Origin of the sequence: Amycolatopsis sp. NBRC 101858, assembly GCF_030269325.1 — a bacterium.
Taxonomy (GTDB): domain Bacteria; phylum Actinomycetota; class Actinomycetes; order Mycobacteriales; family Pseudonocardiaceae; genus Amycolatopsis; species Amycolatopsis ponsaeliensis.
Window position 1 is genome coordinate 913205 of sequence record NZ_BSTD01000005.1, and the last position, 17154, is coordinate 930358.

At 73.3% G+C, this 17154-nt stretch carries 14 protein-coding genes; 12 read left to right on the forward strand and 2 right to left on the reverse strand.

Features of this window, described 5'->3' with window-relative positions; genetic code table 11:
- The first annotated feature begins 55 nt into the window (after window positions 1-55).
- From QSK39_RS38605 to QSK39_RS38630, 6 genes are read left to right on the forward strand one after another with little or no spacing between them, the layout of a single operon-like run.
- Entirely contained in the window at window positions 56-1246 is a 1191-nt protein-coding gene (locus QSK39_RS38605; RefSeq protein WP_285482744.1) for a hypothetical protein, read from the forward strand.
- Window positions 1240-1881: a DUF4129 domain-containing protein gene (locus QSK39_RS38610; protein WP_285482745.1), complete on the forward strand. Its 642-nt coding sequence runs from the start codon at window positions 1240-1242 to the stop codon at window positions 1879-1881. Before QSK39_RS38605 ends, QSK39_RS38610 begins: the two co-directional genes overlap by 7 nt.
- A complete protein-coding gene (locus QSK39_RS38615) occupies window positions 1878-3017 on the forward strand; it encodes a DUF4350 domain-containing protein (protein WP_285482746.1) in 1140 nt (379 codons plus the stop codon). The genes QSK39_RS38610 and QSK39_RS38615 overlap by 4 nt, the downstream gene beginning before the upstream one ends.
- Window positions 3014-3979 carry an AAA family ATPase gene (locus tag QSK39_RS38620; RefSeq protein ID WP_285482747.1) on the forward strand — a complete coding sequence of 322 codons (966 nt, stop codon included), beginning with the start codon at window positions 3014-3016 and terminating at the stop codon, window positions 3977-3979. The genes QSK39_RS38615 and QSK39_RS38620 overlap by 4 nt, the downstream gene beginning before the upstream one ends.
- 1 nt (window position 3980) lies before the next feature.
- Window positions 3981-5273, forward strand: coding sequence for a DUF58 domain-containing protein (locus QSK39_RS38625; RefSeq protein WP_285482748.1), 1293 nt, complete (start codon window positions 3981-3983; stop codon window positions 5271-5273).
- A 48-nt stretch (window positions 5274-5321) separates the two neighbouring features.
- Window positions 5322-6077: an RICIN domain-containing protein gene (locus QSK39_RS38630; protein WP_285482749.1), complete on the forward strand. Its 756-nt coding sequence runs from the start codon at window positions 5322-5324 to the stop codon at window positions 6075-6077.
- Here the strand turns inward: QSK39_RS38630 and QSK39_RS38635 are convergent.
- A complete protein-coding gene (locus QSK39_RS38635) occupies window positions 6069-7076 on the reverse strand; it encodes a stage II sporulation protein M (protein ID WP_285482750.1) in 1008 nt (335 codons plus the stop codon). The genes QSK39_RS38630 and QSK39_RS38635 overlap by 9 nt on opposite strands.
- 34 nt (window positions 7077-7110) lie before the next feature.
- Here QSK39_RS38635 and QSK39_RS38640 point away from each other — a divergent pair, with 34 nt between their 5' ends.
- Complete coding sequence (locus tag QSK39_RS38640) at window positions 7111-8235, forward strand: RDD family protein (protein WP_502873344.1); 1125 nt, start codon at window positions 7111-7113, stop codon at window positions 8233-8235.
- Here QSK39_RS38640 and QSK39_RS38645 read toward each other — a convergent pair.
- Window positions 8232-9896 carry a neutral zinc metallopeptidase gene (locus QSK39_RS38645; protein WP_285482751.1) on the reverse strand — a complete coding sequence of 555 codons (1665 nt, stop codon included), beginning with the start codon at window positions 9894-9896 and terminating at the stop codon, window positions 8232-8234. The genes QSK39_RS38640 and QSK39_RS38645 overlap by 4 nt on opposite strands.
- 144 nt (window positions 9897-10040) lie before the next feature.
- On the opposite strand from QSK39_RS38645, the gene QSK39_RS38650 reads away from it, so the two are divergent.
- From QSK39_RS38650 to nudC, 5 genes are read left to right on the forward strand one after another with little or no spacing between them, the layout of a single operon-like run.
- A complete protein-coding gene (locus QSK39_RS38650) occupies window positions 10041-11720 on the forward strand; it encodes a DUF2207 domain-containing protein (RefSeq protein ID WP_502873348.1) in 1680 nt (559 codons plus the stop codon).
- 14 nt (window positions 11721-11734) lie between these two features.
- Entirely contained in the window at window positions 11735-13288 is a 1554-nt protein-coding gene (locus tag QSK39_RS38655; RefSeq protein ID WP_285482753.1) for a DUF2207 domain-containing protein, read from the forward strand.
- Window positions 13289-13297: 9 nt separating this feature from the next.
- Window positions 13298-14590, forward strand: a complete 1293-nt coding sequence (locus QSK39_RS38660) for a M16 family metallopeptidase (protein ID WP_285482754.1) — start codon at window positions 13298-13300, stop codon at window positions 14588-14590.
- Window positions 14587-15966, forward strand: coding sequence for a M16 family metallopeptidase (locus tag QSK39_RS38665; protein WP_285482755.1), 1380 nt, complete (start codon window positions 14587-14589; stop codon window positions 15964-15966). Before QSK39_RS38660 ends, QSK39_RS38665 begins: the two co-directional genes overlap by 4 nt.
- A complete protein-coding gene (gene nudC / locus QSK39_RS38670) occupies window positions 15966-16985 on the forward strand; it encodes an NAD(+) diphosphatase (RefSeq protein WP_285482756.1) in 1020 nt (339 codons plus the stop codon). Before QSK39_RS38665 ends, nudC begins: the two co-directional genes overlap by 1 nt.
- Window positions 16986-17154 lie beyond the last annotated feature (169 nt).

A 17154-nucleotide genomic window follows, 5' to 3' on the forward strand; every position in this document is an offset into this window, starting at 1 on the left:
TGCGACCGGCTCTGAAAGAGTGTCGGCAAGCAGGTACTGCAGGCGAGGGGCTTCGATGACAGAGACCGGTGGCGCGCCCGGCGGCCAGGGCGACGACACGCCGACACCCAGCCAGGGCATCCCGCAGATTCCCTCCCCCGGATCGGGTGATTCGAAGCCGGCCGAAGACCACTCCGCGTCACCGGCGACGCCGCCACGCGGGTGGCAGCCGCCGGACGCCCAGGCGGCCCCCGGACCGGCGACGCCGCCGGGCTGGGAGCGGCCGCCCGGTTACCGGCCGGAGGCGCTGCCGCCGTTCACCGGGCAGCAGCAGTACCAGTACCAGCAGCCGCGGGGCTGGAGCCCGCACGGGCTCGGCAAGCCCGGCGTGATCGCGCTGCGGCCGCTCAACATCGGCGACATCCTCGACGGCGCGATCACCGCGATCCGCCGGCACCCGCTGCTGATCCTCGGCATCGGCGCGGTGATGGCGGTGCTCACCGCCGGGATCACGTTCCTCGTGCAGAAGTACATCCTCGCCGACTTCGAGAACCTCGCCACGACGGCGACCCTCGGCCCGGGCGCGACCGAGGAGGAGCTGCGCGACGCCGTGTTCGGCACGTTCGGCGACCTCTTCCTCGTGCTGATCCCGACGCTGCTGATCTCGACCCTGCTGCTGGCGGTCACCACCGGCCTGATGGCCTCGGTGATGGGCCGGGCCGCGCTGGGCCGCGAGGTCACCTTCGGCATCGCGTGGCGCGAAGTGCAGCCGCGGCTGCTGCCGCTGCTCGGCGTGGCGTTCGGCTACGCGCTGGTCACGACGATCGGCCTGATGTTCTGCATCATCCCGGGCGTGCTGGCCTGGGTGTTCTGGGCGCTGGCCGTGCCGGCGCTCGTGCTCGAGCGCGGGACGTTCCGCGACGCGTTCGCCCGGTCGATCAAGCTGGTCGGCGGCGCGTTCTGGCGGGTGCTGGGCATCCTGCTGCTGGCGCGGGTCATCCAGTCGCTCTTCGAGAACATCATCCAGCTGCCGTTCGCCCTCGGCACCGGCGTCTTCGACCAGGTGCTGAACCCGGGCAAGGTGACCCTGCCGAGCACGGGTGACCTGCTGCTGCAGTCGGCCGGGCAGATCGTGTCCGGCACGATCGCGATCCCGTTCGTCACGCTGGTCACCGTGATCGTCTACCTCGACCAGCGGATGCGCCGCGAAGGCATGGACATCGAGCTGGCTCGCGCGGCCGGGGTGCAGCCGCCGCAGGCATGGTGACGCTGGTCCTCATCGACGTCCCGGTCGACATCGACCGGGACGCTGCCCGGCGCGCGGCGGCGGAGGAGCTGACCGACCCGAAGTACCGGGACGCCAAGCCGAACTTCCTCCAGCAGATCGGCCAGTGGCTCGGCGAGCAGCTCGAGAAGCTGCTCAACGGCGTGTCCTCGGTGGTCCCGGGCGGGATCTGGGGCGTGCTGCTCGTCCTCGTGCTGCTGATCGTGCTCGTCGTCGTGGTCCGGCTGCGCACCGGCAAGGTCGCCCGCGCGTCCCGGGCCGGCGGGACGGTGTTCGGCGGGAAGCGCCAGAGCGCCGACGACTACCGCCGCTCGGCGGCCGAAGCCGCCGCGGCCGGGCGGTACGGCGACGCCGTCCGCGACCGCTTCCGGGCCGTCGTGCGGGCCCTGGAGGAACGCGCGCTGCTCGACGCCCGCTCGGGCCGCACTGCCGACGAAGCCGCCGCCGAAGCCGGGGTCCTGCTGCCGAACGTCGCCGCGGAACTGCGGGAAGGCGCGCGGCTCTTCGACGATGTCCACTACGGCGGCCGCGAAGGCACCGAAGCGGCCTACCTCGCCCTCACCGAGCTGGACGAACGCTGCCGCCGTGAACGCCCGGTCGCCTTGGCGGGCTCGTGAGCACCTCCGTTTCGCCGGATGTGCGCCGGATCTGGCGCGGTGCCCGCATCCCGCTGGCCCTCGTCGCCCTGATCTTCGCCGCCGGCGCCCTGCTCCTGCTCGGCCGCGGCGAGCAGGCCCACGGCGCGCTCGAACCCGGCTCGTACGAACCCGGTGGCGCCCACGCGCTCGCGCAGCTGCTGCGCGACCAGGGTGTCGACGTCCGGACGGCGCACACCGCCGACGAAGCCGACGACGCGATCACCGAAGACGCGACGCTGCTGGTCACCCAGCCGGACCTCGTTCCGGCGAAGCGCTTCGACGCGCTGCGGCAGCACGCCGCGGACATCGTCCTCGTGACGCCGGGAGCGCCGACGCTGCACGACTCGCTGCCGCTGGTGCGCCCGGTCGGCCAGAGCGACGTCGGCACCCTGAGCCCGCAGTGCACGGTCGCCGCGGCGGTCGCGGCGGGCGACGTCACCCTCGGCGGCATCGGGTACGCCTCGTCCGGCGCGCGTTCGTGCTACCCCGGCGAAGACGGCGGCGGCACGCTGCTGCAGCTCGCCGACGCGGGCGGCCTGACGACGCTGCTCGGCTCGTCGGCACCGCTGACCAACGCGCGGCTCGCCGACGAGGGCAACGCGGCGCTGGGGCTGCACCTGCTCGGGCAGCACCCGAAGCTCGTCTGGTACCTGCCGTCCACGACGGACCCGGCGCTGGACGACACCCGCAAGTCGATCTTCGACCTGATTCCCGACGGCTGGTACTACGGTGCCGCACAGGCGTTCATCGCCGTGGCGCTGCTGGCGCTGTGGCGGGCGCGCCGGCTCGGCCCGGTGGTCACCGAGCCGCTGCCGATCGTCGTGCGCGCGGCCGAGACCGCCGAAGGACGTGCCCGGCTGTACCGCCGGGCGAAGGCCGCGGGACACGCGGGCGAGACGCTGCGGGAGGCGGCGCGCAGCCGGCTGCGGACCACGCTGGGCCTGCCGCGCGACGCCGACGCGGCGGCACTGGTGACCGCGGTGAGCACGCGCACCGGGCGGCCGGCCAACGACGTCGGCGCGGTGCTCTACGGCCCGCCGGCGCCGGACGACCCCGCGCTGGTCCGGCTGGCCGGCGAACTGGACAAGGTGGAACGAGAGGTGGGGCGATCTTGACCAGCGAGAACGCGACTGGGGCCCGGGACGCGCTGATCGCGTTGCGCGCCGAGGTCGGCAAGGCCGTCGTCGGCAACGACGCCGCGGTCACCGGCCTGATCCTGGCGCTGCTCTGCCGGGGGCACGTGCTGCTCGAAGGCGTCCCGGGCGTGGCGAAGACGCTGCTCGTGCGGGCGCTGGCGGCGGCGCTGGACCTGGAGACCACGCGCGTGCAGTTCACGCCGGACCTGATGCCCGGCGACGTCACCGGCTCGATCGTCTACGACGCGCACAGCGGCGAGTTCTCCTTCCGCGAAGGGCCGGTGTTCACGAACCTGCTGCTCGCCGACGAGATCAACCGGACGCCGCCGAAGACGCAGTCGTCGCTGCTGGAGGCGATGGAGGAGCGGCAGGTCTCGCTCGACGGCAAGACGCGGCCGCTGCCCGACCCGTTCATCGTGATCGCCACCCAGAACCCGGTGGAGTACGAGGGCACCTACCCGCTGCCCGAGGCGCAGCTGGACCGGTTCCTGCTGAAGCTGACCATGCCGACGCCGTCGCGCGAGGACGAGATCGGCATCCTCTGGCGGCACGCGCAGGGCTTCGACCCGCGCAACCTTGCGGCGGCGGGCCTCAAGTCCGTCGCCGGCGCTCCCGAGCTGGCGGCCGCGCGCGAAGCGGTGGCGAAGGTGACGATCGGGCCCGAGGTGATCGGGTACGTCGTCGACCTGTGCCGCGCGACGCGGTCGTTGCCGTCGGTGCGGATCGGCGTTTCTCCCCGTGGTGCCACGGCGTTGCTCGCGGTGACCCGGGCCTGGGCGTGGCTGGCCGGGCGCGACTACGCGACGCCCGACGACGTCAAGGCGCTGGCGCGGCCCGCGCTGCGGCACCGCCTGGACGTGCGGCCGGAAGCCGAGCTGGAGGGCGTCACCGCGGACGGCGTGCTCGACCGCGTGCTCGCGTCCGTGCCCGTGCCGCGCTGACATGGCCGTCACCGGAAGGCTCGGGCTGCTGGCGCTGTTCGGCGCGCTGGTGGTCGGGCTGCTCCTGCCGTCGACGACCGGGATCCTGGCCGTCGGTGGCGTGCTCGTGCTGCTCGTGGTCGTCGATCTCGTGCTGGCCGGAAGCGTTCGCGCGCTGGCTTTCCGGCGGTCGGGGGACACGTCGGTGCGGCTCGGCGAGCCGTGCGAGGTGACGCTGGTCGTCGCGAACCCCGGTGGCCGGGCGGTGCGTGGGCAACTGCGGGACGCTTGGCCGCCTTCGGCGGGTGCCTCGGACCGGCATGCCCTGCGCGTACCGGCGGGGGAGCGGCAGGCGCTGGTGACGTCGCTGCGGCCGTCGCGGCGCGGCGACCGGACGGCGGCGCGCGTGACGGTCCGGTCGGTGGGGCCCTTGGGTTTGGCCGCGCGGCAGGGTTCGCACGAGGTGTCGTGGACGGTCCGCGTGCTGCCGCCGTTCCACAGCCGCAAGCACCTGCCGTCGCGGCTGGCGCGGCTGCAGCAGCTCGACGGCCGCAGCGCGGTGCTGATCCGCGGGCAGGGCACCGAGTTCGACTCGCTGCGCGAGTACGTGATCGGCGACGACGTCCGCTCGATCGACTGGCGCGCGACGGCGCGGGCGGCGGACGTGATGGTCCGGACGTGGCGCCCGGAGCGCGACCGGCACGTGGTGCTGGTGCTGGACACCGGCCGCGTGTCGGCGGGCCGGGTCGGCGACGCCCCGCGCCTGGACGCGGCGATGGACGCGGCGTTGCTGCTGGCGGTGCTGGCTTCCCGGGCCGGCGACCGCGTCGACCTGCTGGCGTACGACCGCCGGCTGCGGGCCGCGGTGCAGGGTTCGTCGGGGGCTTCTCTGCTGACGTCGCTGGTGAACGCTATGGCGCCGATCGAGCCGTCGCTCGTCGAGACGGACGCGCGCGGGATGGTCGCGGAGGTGCTCCAGCGCACCCGGCGCCGGTCGCTGGTGGTGCTGCTGACCGGCCTCGACGCGGCGCCGCTGGAGGAGGGGCTGTTCCCGGTGCTGAGCTCGCTGACCGCGCGGCACGAGCTGATCGTGGCGTCGGTGGCGGACCCGCGGGTGGCGGAGATGCTCACCGGCCGGGGTGACGCGGAAGCCGTGTACGACGCGGCGGCGGCGTCGCGGACGACGGCGGAGCGGCAGCGGGTGACCGAACGCCTGGCGCGGCACGGGGTCAGCGTCGTGGACGCCGTGCCGGAGGAGCTGCCGCCGGCGCTGGCGGACCGGTACCTGGCGTTGAAGGCGGCCGGGCGGCTCTAACGGGTGGCTGCGGTGGTGCGGGCTGCGCGACCCTGTTAAGCCCGAAGCATGTGGAAGCTCATGGCCGTGGCGCTGGCGATCTCTTCGGCCCCGCTGGCGGACGGTGCACCGGTGTACCTGGCCGACGGCGGCGGCAAGCTGTCGCTCGCGGTGGCCGACGGCAAGCCGGTGCTGGCCGGCGCGGGGGACGCGGGTGCGAAGTGGACGTACGCCGCGCAGCGGTTCACGAACGTCCAGAGTGGACAGTGCTTGACGGCGGCGAGCCCGGTCGACGGCGTGGCGGTGAAAATGGCCGCCTGCGACGACAAGGACAAACACCAGACTTGGCGGCGCGTGGCGGGACTGCCGGGCCTGGTGGAGATCGCGAACGTCGCCACGGCACGGTGCTTGACCGCGGAGGACGCGGCCGTGGGCGCCCGGCTGTACCAGGAAGTCTGTTCCCTGACGGGAATCGCGAACACATGGGCGGCGGGCGGCCGGACGTTGGCGATCCTGTCGGGCAACGGCCAGCGGTTGGCGTCGAAGGACCCGGGAGCGCCGTTCGTGGTCCGGGTGATCGGCGAGAACGGCCAGCCGGCGGCCGACGTGCCGGTGACGTTCTTCGTCCGGGCGGCGCGCCCGAAGAACTCCCTGGTTTTCGAAGGCGGCGGCGAGACGGTGACGGTCAAGACGGGCGCGGACGGGACGGCGTCGAGCCCGAAGCTGGTGTTGACGGAGGTGGGGGAGTTCGAGGCGCGGTTCGTGGGAACGGCGAGCCTGGAGGACGGATCGTCGATCGCCTTCGAGGGCTCGTGCCTATGCTGATTCGGGCAGGGCGTCCCCGGCGTCACGCGCGTTCAGGTCGCCGACTTCGCCTTCCTTCGCCGCGCGGCGTCCCAACGTGAAGACGTACACCAGGAACGCCACCTCGACGAAGACGCCGATGCCCACCCGGACCCACGTCGGCCAGCCGGACGGCGTCACGAACGCCTCGATCAGCCCGGACACGAACAGCACGCACGCCAGCCCCAGCGCCATCACCACCACCGACCGGCCCTGCTCGGCCAGCGCGGCCGTCCGGGAGCGGCGGCCCGGGTCGACCACCGTCCAGCCGAGCTTCAGCCCGGTGCCCGCCGCGATGAACACCGCCGTCAGCTCCAGCAACCCGTGGGGGAGCAGGAGCCCGATCATCACGTCGCCGCGGCCGGCCGCGCTCATCGCGCCGATGATCAGGCCCGCGTTGAGGGAGTTCATCCACAGCGCGCCGATCACCGGCAGGCCCAGCGCGACGCCGAGGAACAGGCACGTCGCCGCCACCCAGGCGTTGTTCGTCCACACGCGCGCCGCGAACGACGTCGCCGGGCCCGTCGAGTAGTAGTTCTCGGCCTCGCCGCCGGGCTTGGTCAGCTGGTTGAGCTCGTCCGCGCTCCCGATCGACGCGCGGACGTGCGGGTCGCCTGCCACCCAGACGGCGATCACCGCCATCACCGCGATCGACACCACCGCCGCCGGGATCCACCAGCGCCGCGAGAGGTACACCGCGGCCGGGAAGCGGCGCGTGAAGAACAGCGCGACCTCGCGCCACGCGGGGTTGTGCGACCCGGAGATCGCGCTCCGCCCGCGGGCGACCAGCCCGGACAGCCGGCTCACCAGGGCCGGGTCGGGCGCGACCGAGCGGACGATCGACAGGTGCGTCGCGGTCCGCTGGTAGAGCGTCACCAGCTCGTCGGCCTCCGCCCCCGTCAGCTTGCCGCCGCGGTGGGTCAGCTCGCCGAGCCGGTTCCACTCCGCCGAGTGCGTCGCGACGAAGACGTCCACATCCACGCCGACCACCCTATCCGTCGCTACGCTGGGCCGTGTGCACGAGGAATCCGAGCTGGTCACCGGCGAAGCCGTCGTCCTGGACCTGCGCGTCGCCAAGCTCGCGAGCCGCGCGCTGGCGATGGTGCTCGACGTCCTCGTGCAGTTCGCGCTGTTCATCGGCGCGTTCTTCGTGCTCACGCTCACCGTGCCGGGCGAGGACGAATCGCTCGCGCTGACCCTCATCCTGGTGTTCGTGGTGCTGATCATGGTCGGCTACCCGGTGCTGTTCGAGACGCTCTCGCGCGGCCGTTCGCTGGGCAAGATGGCGGTGGGGCTGCGCGTGGTGCGCGTCGACGGCGGGCCGATCCGCTTCCGCCACGCCCTCACGCGCGGGCTCGCCGGGTTCGTCATCGACTTCTGGGCGCTCGGCGTGTTCGGGGCGGTGGCGGTGATCGTGTCGCTGTGTTCGTCGGACGGCCGCCGCGTCGGTGACTTCCTCGCCGGGACGCTGGTGGTCCGCGACCGCGCGCCGGAAGGCGTGGCGTACCCGGCGATCGGCATGCCCCCGGGCCTCGAGGGCTGGGCGGCCCAGCTCGACCTGACGCGGCTCCCGGACGACCTCGCGCTGGCGAGCCGCCAGTTCCTGGCGCGGTTCGGCCAGCTGGCACCGGAAGCGGCGCACGCGCTGGGCTGGAAACTGGCGCAGCAGGTGGGCAACGCGCTGGGGACGCCGGTGCCGCCCGGGGTGCCGCCATGGGCGTTCCTGGCGGCGGTGCTGGCGGAACGGCGCAACCGCGACCACGCCCGGGCGGTCCAGGCGTACGTGGCCCAGGTGGCGGCGGCGCGAGGGCACCTTCCGGCGCCGGGGCCGGGGTATTCGGCGAGTGCCCAGGTCGGGGCGATGGCGACGGGCGGGCAGCCGGTTGCGGCGGCGCAGGCCCAGCCCTCGCCCTGGTCCGGCTCGACCGGCTCGACCGCGACGAGTTGGGCTGCGACCGGCTCGGCCGGGCTTGGCTCGCCCGACTCGGCTGGGACTGGCTCAGCCGGGCCCGGCTTGGCCGCGACCAGCTCGCCCTGGTCGGCCACGACCGGCTCGGCTGCCGCCGAGGCGGATCCGCCGACTCCGCCGTCCGGGACCCCAGCGGTTCCCGCCGAAAACCCCTTCACCCCGCCCGGCTAGGACACGTCTCCCGACGCGGACAGCCACGTGTTGCACTGCTGGTTGCGGTTCTTGGTCGCGCCGTGCTGCCACCAGGAGATGTTGTGCTTGGCGCTGCCGTGGTCGCGCTTGCCGTTGCGGGCGTAGTCGTCGCCGCGGTCCTGGGCGTTCCAGGCCTCGTTGTAGATGTTCTTGTCGACCGAGCCGCCGGAAACCGACGCCGAGCCGAGGAACATGCCCGAGAAGCACTGCGCCTCGAGCTCCATCCGCCGGGACAGCTCCAGGCCGACCGCCGAGTCGGCGCCGGCGTCGTAGCGCTGGTCGCCGTAGGCCTCGGTGATGCCGGCCAGGTTCTGCACGTGGTGGCCGTATTCGTGGGCCAGGATCGACAGGTACGGGCCGGGGTGGTTGCCCCAGACGTCGATCTCGATGCGGTCCATCGGCATGTAGATCGTGTCGTTCGAGGGGCAGTAGAACGGCGTGACGCCGGTGGTCGTGCCCCCGCTGCCGCACGGCGTCGACGACTCCGACAGCGACCGCGGCACCGACAGGTTCGGCGACCGGAACGGCAGGTTCACGGCGCCGAGCATCCGCGACCACATCGCGTCGAGGCAGGCGATCCCGGACTGGAAGAAGCGGGTGGCGCTGTTCTGGTCGGTCGCCCAGCGGCTCAGCGAGCAGGAGACGTTCTGCAGTCCGTAGTCGGCGCTGGCGAACAGGGGGTTGTTGCCGGTGGCGACGACCGAGCGGGGGCCGCTCGGCGTCTCGGACGTGCGGGTCGTGCGTTCGGTGGTTTCGCTGGTGGTCGTCTCTTCGGTGGACGACGTGGTCGCGGTGGTCTCGTCGGCGGAGGTGGTTTCGGAGGTGTCGGAGGGGTAGGTGCTGGAGTAGCCGGCGTCGGCGACGTGCCGGGTGTTGCCCCCGATCAGCGCGACGGCCGCGACGAGCCCCCCGACGACGGCGACGATCCCGATGATCGCGACGGCAACGATGACCCCGGTGTTCGACTTCTTCGCGACGTAGGGCCGATAGCCGGGCGCGAAGCGAGGGCCGAAGGGAGCACCGGGAGGCGGGCCGGGGTAGGTGGGTGGAGCGGCCGCGGCCGGCGGCGGGAGCGGCGCGCCGAAGCCGGGACGAGGGTAGGCGCCGGACGGCGGGCCGTGCGTGGGAAAGCCTTGGGTGCCTTGTGGACCCCGGGGCGGCTGTCCGGGGAACTGCGCGCCTTGCGGCCACCCGGGCGCGCCGGCGGGTCCTTGCGGGCCTTGGCCAGGGGCACCGGCCGGGCCGCGAGGTGGCTGGCCGGGCTGTCCGCCGGGACCTCGGCCTTGCTGCGGAGCACCACCGGGTGTCGGGAACGGTCCGGTTTGCGGCGCACCGCTTTGTCCCGGCCCGCCGGGCGCGCCGTGCGGCGCTTGCCCGCCGGGGCTTTGGCTGGGACTGTGCGGCGCTTGCCCGCCGGGGCCTTGGCTGGGACCCTGCGGCGCTTGCCCGCCCGAGCCCTGGCCGGGACCGCGCGGCGCCTGCCCCGCCTGCCCCGCCTGCCCCGCCTGCCCGCCCGGCCCCTGACCCGGCCGCCCCTGCGGCAGCGGCCGAACCCCGGGCGGCGGCAGCGGTCCCCGTCCCGGTGGCGGCACCGGCCGCCGCGGGTCTTGGGCACCCGGACCCTGTGGGCCTTGCGTCATGAAAGCGGAACCCCCCGTGCGATTTCCCCGTCGGAAGCGGCGTACCTGCGGAGATCTCGCCGTTCCGGGCGTCAGCATAGAGCGGGTGCTCTAGGGTGTGGTGCTGTGTTGAGCAAATGGGGGACAGCGGCCGCGGTCGCCGCGATGGCCGTGCTGACCGCCGGGCCCGCCGCCGCGCAAGGGCCGTCCGCCGGGCCCGTCCTGCCGAACGCTCCCTCCGAGCAGGCGAAGAAGCCCCAGCAGCTGAACGGCGAAAACGTCCAGCCGCCCGAAGGCGCCACCGCCGACGTCGCCCTCAAGGTCCTCCGCGACGGCTCCCTCCAGGTCACCGAGAAGGTCACCGTCCCCGGCGGGAAGCAGCTCACCTCGCGCGTCCCCCTGAAAGTCTCGGCCGGCGACGACCAGGACCGCGTCTTCGAAGCGAAAGACATCAAGACCGAGGGCGCCGCCACCAGCCAGCTGACCGGCGACCAGCTCGTCCTCACCTTCACGGGCGGCACGTCCACCGTCACCTACACCGTCGACGGCGCCATCGCCGACCAAAGCGGCCGCCAGCAAGCCCGCTGGCAGGTCGCCAGCGGCTTCGACACCCCGCTCGCGAAGCTCACCGCCTCCTTCCTCGCGCCTTCCCCGCGGCTGTCCCCAGTGGACTGCTTCGCCGGCCCGATCGGTTCCAGCCAGCGCTGCACCCTCGCCGAGCTCGACCACACCGGCGTCGTCCGGCTCGAACAGAACGACGTCCAGCCGGGCGACCGCGTCGACCTGCTCGTCGGGCTCCCCGCCGGCACCGTCCCGGCCAACGCGAAGTTCGCCGACGTCGGTCTCTTCGCCACCGCCTTCGCCTTCACCCCGCTGACCGGCGTCGTCTTCGCCCTCCTGCTCGTCTTCCTGATCGCCGGCGGCATCTTCGTCGCGCGCCGTCGCAAGGAAGACGCCGGCGCGCTCACCACCGCCACCGGCCCGGTCGAGGTCCTGCTCCGCGACGGCGAACGCGTCTTCTTCGCCAGCCCCGACGGCGTCCTGCCCGGCCAGGTCGGCACCGTCGTCGACGAGACCGTCGACGTCGTCGACATCAGCGCCACCGTCGTCGACCTCGCCGTGCGCAACTACCTCTGGCTCGCCGAAGTACCGGACCAAGACTGGCAAATCGCCCGCCGCAACCCGCCGGACGAGCACCTGCACGACTTCGAACGCGCCGTCTACGAGACGCTCCTGCCGGCCGGCACCGACGCCGTCCTGGTGTCGCAGCTGCGCGCCCGCGGCCGGCTCGACCTGCGCAAGATCAGCGACGCGATGTACGCCGACGTCGTCACCAAGCGCTGGTTCTCCCGCCGCCCCGACACCGCCCGCGGCCGCCTGACCTGGCTCGGCGCCGGCATCTTCGCGCTCGGCGCGGCCGCCACCGCGGTCCTCACCTTCACGGTCGGCGACGCGCTGCTCGGCGTCGCGGTCGCGCTGGCCGGGCTCGCCGTCGCCGCGGCGGCCGCGCTGCTGCCCTCGCGCACCGCACGCGGCCGGGTGCTCGTCGGCCAGGTCCGCGGCCTGCTCGACTACCTCCACACCGCCAAGGCCGAGGACATCCCGCCGGCCGACCGCGAGATGGTGTTCTCGCGCTCGCTGCCGTACGCGGTCGTCCTGGGCGACACCGAACGCTGGCTCGGCACCTTCGCCGCGCTCAACCCCGCGTCGGACGGCTCGGCCGGGCTCTACTGGTACGGCGGCATGGAGTCCGACCAGGACCTGCGCCGCTTCGGCACGCACTTCCCGTCGTTCCTGACGGCGCTCGACGGGCTGCTCACCGCGTCCGCCCGCGCGTCCCGCTGACCGTGCTCGCCGGAGTGGTCCTCGCGCTCTTCCTGGCCGCCGCGCCGGGAGACGACCCGCCGCTGCCCACCGTCCCGCAGAGCGCCGAGATCCAGCTCAAGGTCGAGCGCGACGGCTCGCTCTCGGTCGCCGAAGCGATCTCCGTACCCGACGGCGTCACGATGGACCGCCGCGTCCCGCTGCGGGTCGCCGCGCCGCACCACCGCGACCGCGTCTACGGCGTCCGCGAAGTCGTCCTCGAAGGCAGCGGGAACGCCCAGGTGGACGCGGACGCGTTCACCGTCCACCTCACCGCGGGCACGTCGATCGTCCGGTACACAGTGGACGGTGCGGTCGCCGGGAACCAGGTCACCTGGGAGCTGGCCGGTGGCTGGAGCACCGACCTCAAGTTCATCCGGGCCTCCTTCGCGGCGCCGAAGATCCCGGTCGCCGTCGACTGCGCGATCGGCGGCTTCCCGTGCGCCGCCGCGCAGATCGACCACGCCGGGCTGACGCGGTTCAGCCAGCAGAACCTCGCGGCGGGCGACCGGATGACGGCGACGATCGAGGTGCCCGAGCACACCGTCCCGGCGAACGAAGTCCTCGTCCCGGCCAAGACGATCGCGGGTGCGTTCGTCCTCACGACGCCGGTCGCCTGGGCCTGGGCGGGCTTCGCCGCGCTCCTGCTGGCCGCGGCCGCGTTCGTCGGTTTCGCCCGCCGCCGTGCCACCGGCGACCCGCCCCAGGCCGGGCTGATCGCGAAGAACGGCGAGTTCGCGTCCCCGGAGGGCGTGCTGCCCGGGCACATCGGCTTGCTGCTGCACGGCAGCGCCGGGCCCGCCGACCTGGCCGCGACCGTGCTCGACCTGGCCGTCCGCAACTACGTCTGGGTGAGCGACGGCCCGACGCTGACCCGCCGCAACCCGCCCGACGAGCACCTGACGTCCTTCGAACGTGCCGTCTTCGAGGCCGTCCTCCCTGGCGAATCGGTGACCCTCGCCGAACTGCGGCAGCGGCACGTCGAGATCCCACGGGTGGCGCTGCACGCCGACCTCGCCGGCCGCGGCTGGCTCGCGACCGGGCGGCTCGGGCGGGCCGGAATCCGGGTCGTCTGCTACGGCGTGTTCCTGACGATCCTGCTCGCGCTGACCGCCGGGTACGCCCAGCTCGGCGTCATCCTCGCGCTGGCCGGGGCCGCCGCCGTCGCCGTCTCGGCCGCGCTGCCCGCCCGCCGGCACGCGGGCGCGGAGGTCGCGCGCCGGCTTCGCGGTGTGGCCGGGCAGCTCGCGGCGACGCGGGCGAAGGACTTCGACAAGCCGCAGCGCGAGCTGGTGTTCTCCCGCGGCCTGCCGTACGCGTCAGCTCTGGGCGAACTAGGTCCCTGGGTGGCCGCGTTCGACGGCCTCGACCACCCGCCACCGGTGTACTGGCACGACGGCGATATCACGCCTGACCAGGCCGGATCCTTCGCGACGGCGCTCGCGGGCACGTTCGCCGGCGCCCACCGCGGCCGCCTGCTCGCCGCCGTCGGAGTGGACACCGGTTCTCACCCGCCAGCCGGGAAGCCAGGAGGCGCCGAGCCGTCGTAGGGTGGGGCCATGGCCGATCCCGAGCTCGTCCGATACTCCCTAGACAACGGTCTGCGCGTGGTCCTCGCACCCGACGCGACCGCGCCGGTGGTCGGCGTCAGCGTGCACTACGACGTGGGTTTCCGCTCCGAGCCGGAGGGGCGCACCGGGTTCGCGCACCTCTTCGAGCACCTGATGTTCCAGGGCTCCGAGAGCCTGGAGAAACTCGCCCACTTCCGGCACGTGCAGTCCAGCGGCGGCACCTTCAACGGGTCCACCCACCCGGACTACACCGACTACTTCGAGGTGCTGCCGAGCGCCGCGCTGGAGCGCGCGCTCTTCCTCGAAGCCGACCGGATGCGCGCGCCGAAGCTGACCGCGGAGAACCTGGCGAACCAGATCGACGTCGTCAAGGAGGAGATCCGGCTCAACGTGCTGAACCGGCCCTACGGCGGGTTCCCGTGGATCACCCTGCCGCCGGTCCTGTACTCGACGTTCCCGAACGCGCACAACGGTTACGGCGGCTTCGAGGACCTCGAGAGCGCCACGGTCGAAGACTGCGCGGCGTTCTTCGACACCTACTACTCGCCGGCGAACGCCGTGCTCACGGTGGCCGGTGACTTCGAGGTCGACAACGCCAAGAAGCTGATCGAGCAGCACTTCGGCGACGTCCCGCACCGGCCCGCACCGCAGCGGCCGTCCTTCGCCGAACCGCTGCCGACCACCGAGCTGCGCGGCGAGGTCGAAGACCCGCACGCCCCGCTGCCCGCGCTCGGCATCGGCTACCGGATGCCGGACCCGATCAACGACGTCGACGGCTACCTGGCCTACCTGGTGCTCGCCGGGGTCCTGACCGACGGCGACGGCTCCCGCCTGCAGCAGCGGCTGGTGCACAAGGAACCGCTGGTCGTCGACATCGGCGCCGGCGCCGGGCTGTTCGGCCCGTTCGAGGCCCGCGACCCGGACACGTTCACCATCACGCTGATCCACCCGCACGAGGTGCCGCGCGAGCGCGTGCTCGCCGCGCTGGACGACGAGCTGGAGAAGATCGCCGAGAACCCGCCGGACTCCCAGGAGCTGCGGAAGGTCACCGCCCGCTGGGCGGCGAGCCTGCACTCCGAGCACGACCGCCTGGTCTCCCGGACGCTGGCGCTCGGCTCGTTCGAACTGCTCTACGGCGACGCGTCGCTGGTGTACCGGCTCGCGGACCGGATGTCCGCCGTCACCTCGGAAGCCGTTTCGGCGGCGGCGAAGGCGCTGCGCCCCGACGCGCGCGCCGTCCTGGTGGTCAAGCCCGCTTCGGAAGGGACCAACGAGCAGTGACTTCAGCAACGCACCGCAGCGCGGAGGAGATCGGCCGCACCGCGCGGGGGCCGCGCCCGCTGCCGCCGCTCGGCGAGCAGCGTGCCGCCGGCGATCTGTCCCATGTGGACACCGAGCTCTCGAACGGCCTGCGCGTGCTGGCCGTGCGCAAGGCGACCGTGCCGATGGTCGAGGCGCGGCTGTGGATCCCGTTCGCGGGGGACGACGCGCTGCACCCGGCGACGTCCGAGGTGCTCGCCGAGACGATCCTGACCGGCACCGCGCGCCGCAACCGCATCGAGATCGACGCCGAGCTGGCGCTGATCGGCGGCGACATCGGCGCCGGCGTCGACCCGGAACGCCTGGTGCTGACCGGATCCGCGCTCGCCGACAAGCTGCCGACGTTCCTCGACGTGCTCGGCGACGTCCTCACCGGGGCGACCTACGCCGACGAGGAGATCGCGCGCGAGAAGGAACGGCTGGTCGAGCGGATCGCCGTGTCGCGCACGCAGCCGCGCACGATCGCGCGGGAGGCACTGCAGAAGCACCGCTACGGCGACCACCCCGCCACGCGCGAGGTCCCGAAGGCCGAAGACGTCGCCGTCGTGACGCCCGAGCAGGTCCGGGCGCTGCACCAGGCGTCGGTGCTGCCGCGCGGCGCGGTCCTGGTGCTGGTCGGCGACATCGACCCGCAGGCCGTCGTCGGCGACCTGGAGAAGGTGCTCGGCGGCTGGGCGTCGGACCGCTCCGCCGTGCGGCTGCCGCCGCTGCCGGAGCTGACCGGCCCGAACGTGCTGCTGGTGCCGCGCGCCGGGGCCGTGCAGTCGCAGATCCGGCTTTCGGCGCAGACCGTGCCGCGCACCGACCCGGGTTACGCGGCGCTGCAGCTGGCGAACCTGGCCTACGGCGGGTACTTCTCGTCGCGGCTGGTGGAGAACATCCGCGAGAACAAGGGGTACACCTACTCCGCGCACTCCGGGTTCGAGTTCACCGACGGCACCGCGGTGGTCAACGTCGACGCGGACACCGCCACCGAGGCGACCGCGCCGGCACTGCTGGAGACCCGCTACGAGCTGGGCCGCCTCGGCCAGGTCCCGCCGGCCGGCGACGAGCTGGAGTCGGTGCGGCAGTACGCGATCGGCTCGCTGCTGACGTCGACGTCGTCGCAGTCCGGGCTGGCCGGCCAGGTGCTGGCGCTGGCCTCGACCGGGCTGAGCCTGGAGTGGCTCACCGAGCACCCGGCGCGGGTGGCGGCGGTGACCGCCGACGAGGTGGCCGAAGCGGCGCTGAAGTTCTTCGCTCCCAAGCGGTTCACCGGCGTGGTCGTCGGGGATGCGGCGGTGCTGGAACGCAAGCTCGTGTCCCTCGGAGACGTCGTCGTGGGCGAGCCGGCCTGATGTCCGTCCCGTTCTCCCTCGGTGCCCTGCCCACCCTGTCGCGATCCACTGTGGACCGTCAGGAAGGCTTGCGCACCAACCCTTCGCGGCTGGTGTCGCGCTGGGCCGACGCTCGGGTCGTCCTGCTGGACGACACCGGGCGCACCCCGGTCGTCGAGGGCTCGTCCGTCTTGGCGTTCCGCAAGGCGATCGACTTCGGCGCCGAGCCGCCGGCCGACGCGGTGTTCCTCGGCGAGTGGCAGGACGTCGACTACTGGTCGCTGCCGGGCGGCCCGTCGGGGGACGCCGGCACGGTGAAGATGGCGGGCAGCTGGGGCTTCGTCGAGGAGGTCCCGAGCGCAGACGGCGAGATCTGGGTCGAGCTGCGCGGGTACGGAGACCTGCTGGACGACACGTCGGCGGGGCTGTTCACGACGGCACAGGCGCTGCGGAACTGGCGTCGCCAGGCCAGGTTCTGCACGCGCTGCGGCCACCCGACGGAGCTGATCCAGTTCGGCTGGGCGAGCAAGTGCACGAACGACGGCCGCGAGGAGTACCCGCGCACGGACCCGGCGGTGATCTGCCTGGTCCACTCGCTGGAGGGGGTCAACGGATCCCACGTGCTGCTGGCCCGCCAGCCGATCTGGCCGGCCGGGCGGTACTCGGTGCTGGCCGGGTTCGTGGAGGCGGGGGAGTCGCTGGAGGCGTGCGTCCTGCGCGAGATCCGCGAGGAGGTGGGGGCGTCGGTGTCCGATGTCCGCTACCTCGGGAGCCAGCCGTGGCCGTTCCCGCGGTCGATCATGCTGGGCTTCACGGCCCGGGCGGATCGCGCGCTGCCGCTGGTCCCGGCGGACGGCGAGATCGAAGAGGCGCTGTGGGTGTCGCGCGAGGAGGTGCGCGAGGCGTTCGAGAACAGCCAGTCGCGCAACGAGGGCGCCCGCCCGACGCCGATCGCCGGGGGTGCGGCGGAGATCATCCTGCCGGGCAACTCGTCCATCGCCCGCGTGATGCTCAAAGCCTGGGCGGACGCGGAGGAGTAAACCCGTTGGCTCTCGCCCGGCCGCCGCTGTTACCCTCCCGACGGCCGTGCGAGAGACCGAGGAGGTGGTACCCGTGAACGTTTCGACGTGGGTGCTCCCCTCCGGGGTCACGGCCGGGCGATAGGTCGTCCGGGAGCGCCGCTCAAGCGCACTCCCGAAAGGCACGACC

Excerpts from the sequence above, each read along its gene's own strand:
- QSK39_RS38605 (WP_285482744.1), top strand. The coding sequence starts at position 56 with ATGACAGAGACCGGTGGCGCGCCCGGCGGCCAGGGCGACGACACGCCG.
- QSK39_RS38610 (WP_285482745.1), top strand. The coding sequence starts at position 1,240 with ATGGTGACGCTGGTCCTCATCGACGTCCCGGTCGACATCGACCGGGAC.
- QSK39_RS38625 (WP_285482748.1), top strand. The coding sequence starts at position 3,981 with ATGGCCGTCACCGGAAGGCTCGGGCTGCTGGCGCTGTTCGGCGCGCTG.
- QSK39_RS38630 (WP_285482749.1), top strand. The coding sequence starts at position 5,322 with ATGTGGAAGCTCATGGCCGTGGCGCTGGCGATCTCTTCGGCCCCGCTG.
- QSK39_RS38645 (WP_285482751.1), bottom strand. The coding sequence starts at position 9,896 with ATGACGCAAGGCCCACAGGGTCCGGGTGCCCAAGACCCGCGGCGGCCG.
- QSK39_RS38650 (WP_502873348.1), top strand. The coding sequence starts at position 10,041 with ATGGCCGTGCTGACCGCCGGGCCCGCCGCCGCGCAAGGGCCGTCCGCC.
- QSK39_RS38660 (WP_285482754.1), top strand. The coding sequence starts at position 13,298 with ATGGCCGATCCCGAGCTCGTCCGATACTCCCTAGACAACGGTCTGCGC.
- nudC (WP_285482756.1), top strand. The coding sequence starts at position 15,966 with ATGTCCGTCCCGTTCTCCCTCGGTGCCCTGCCCACCCTGTCGCGATCC.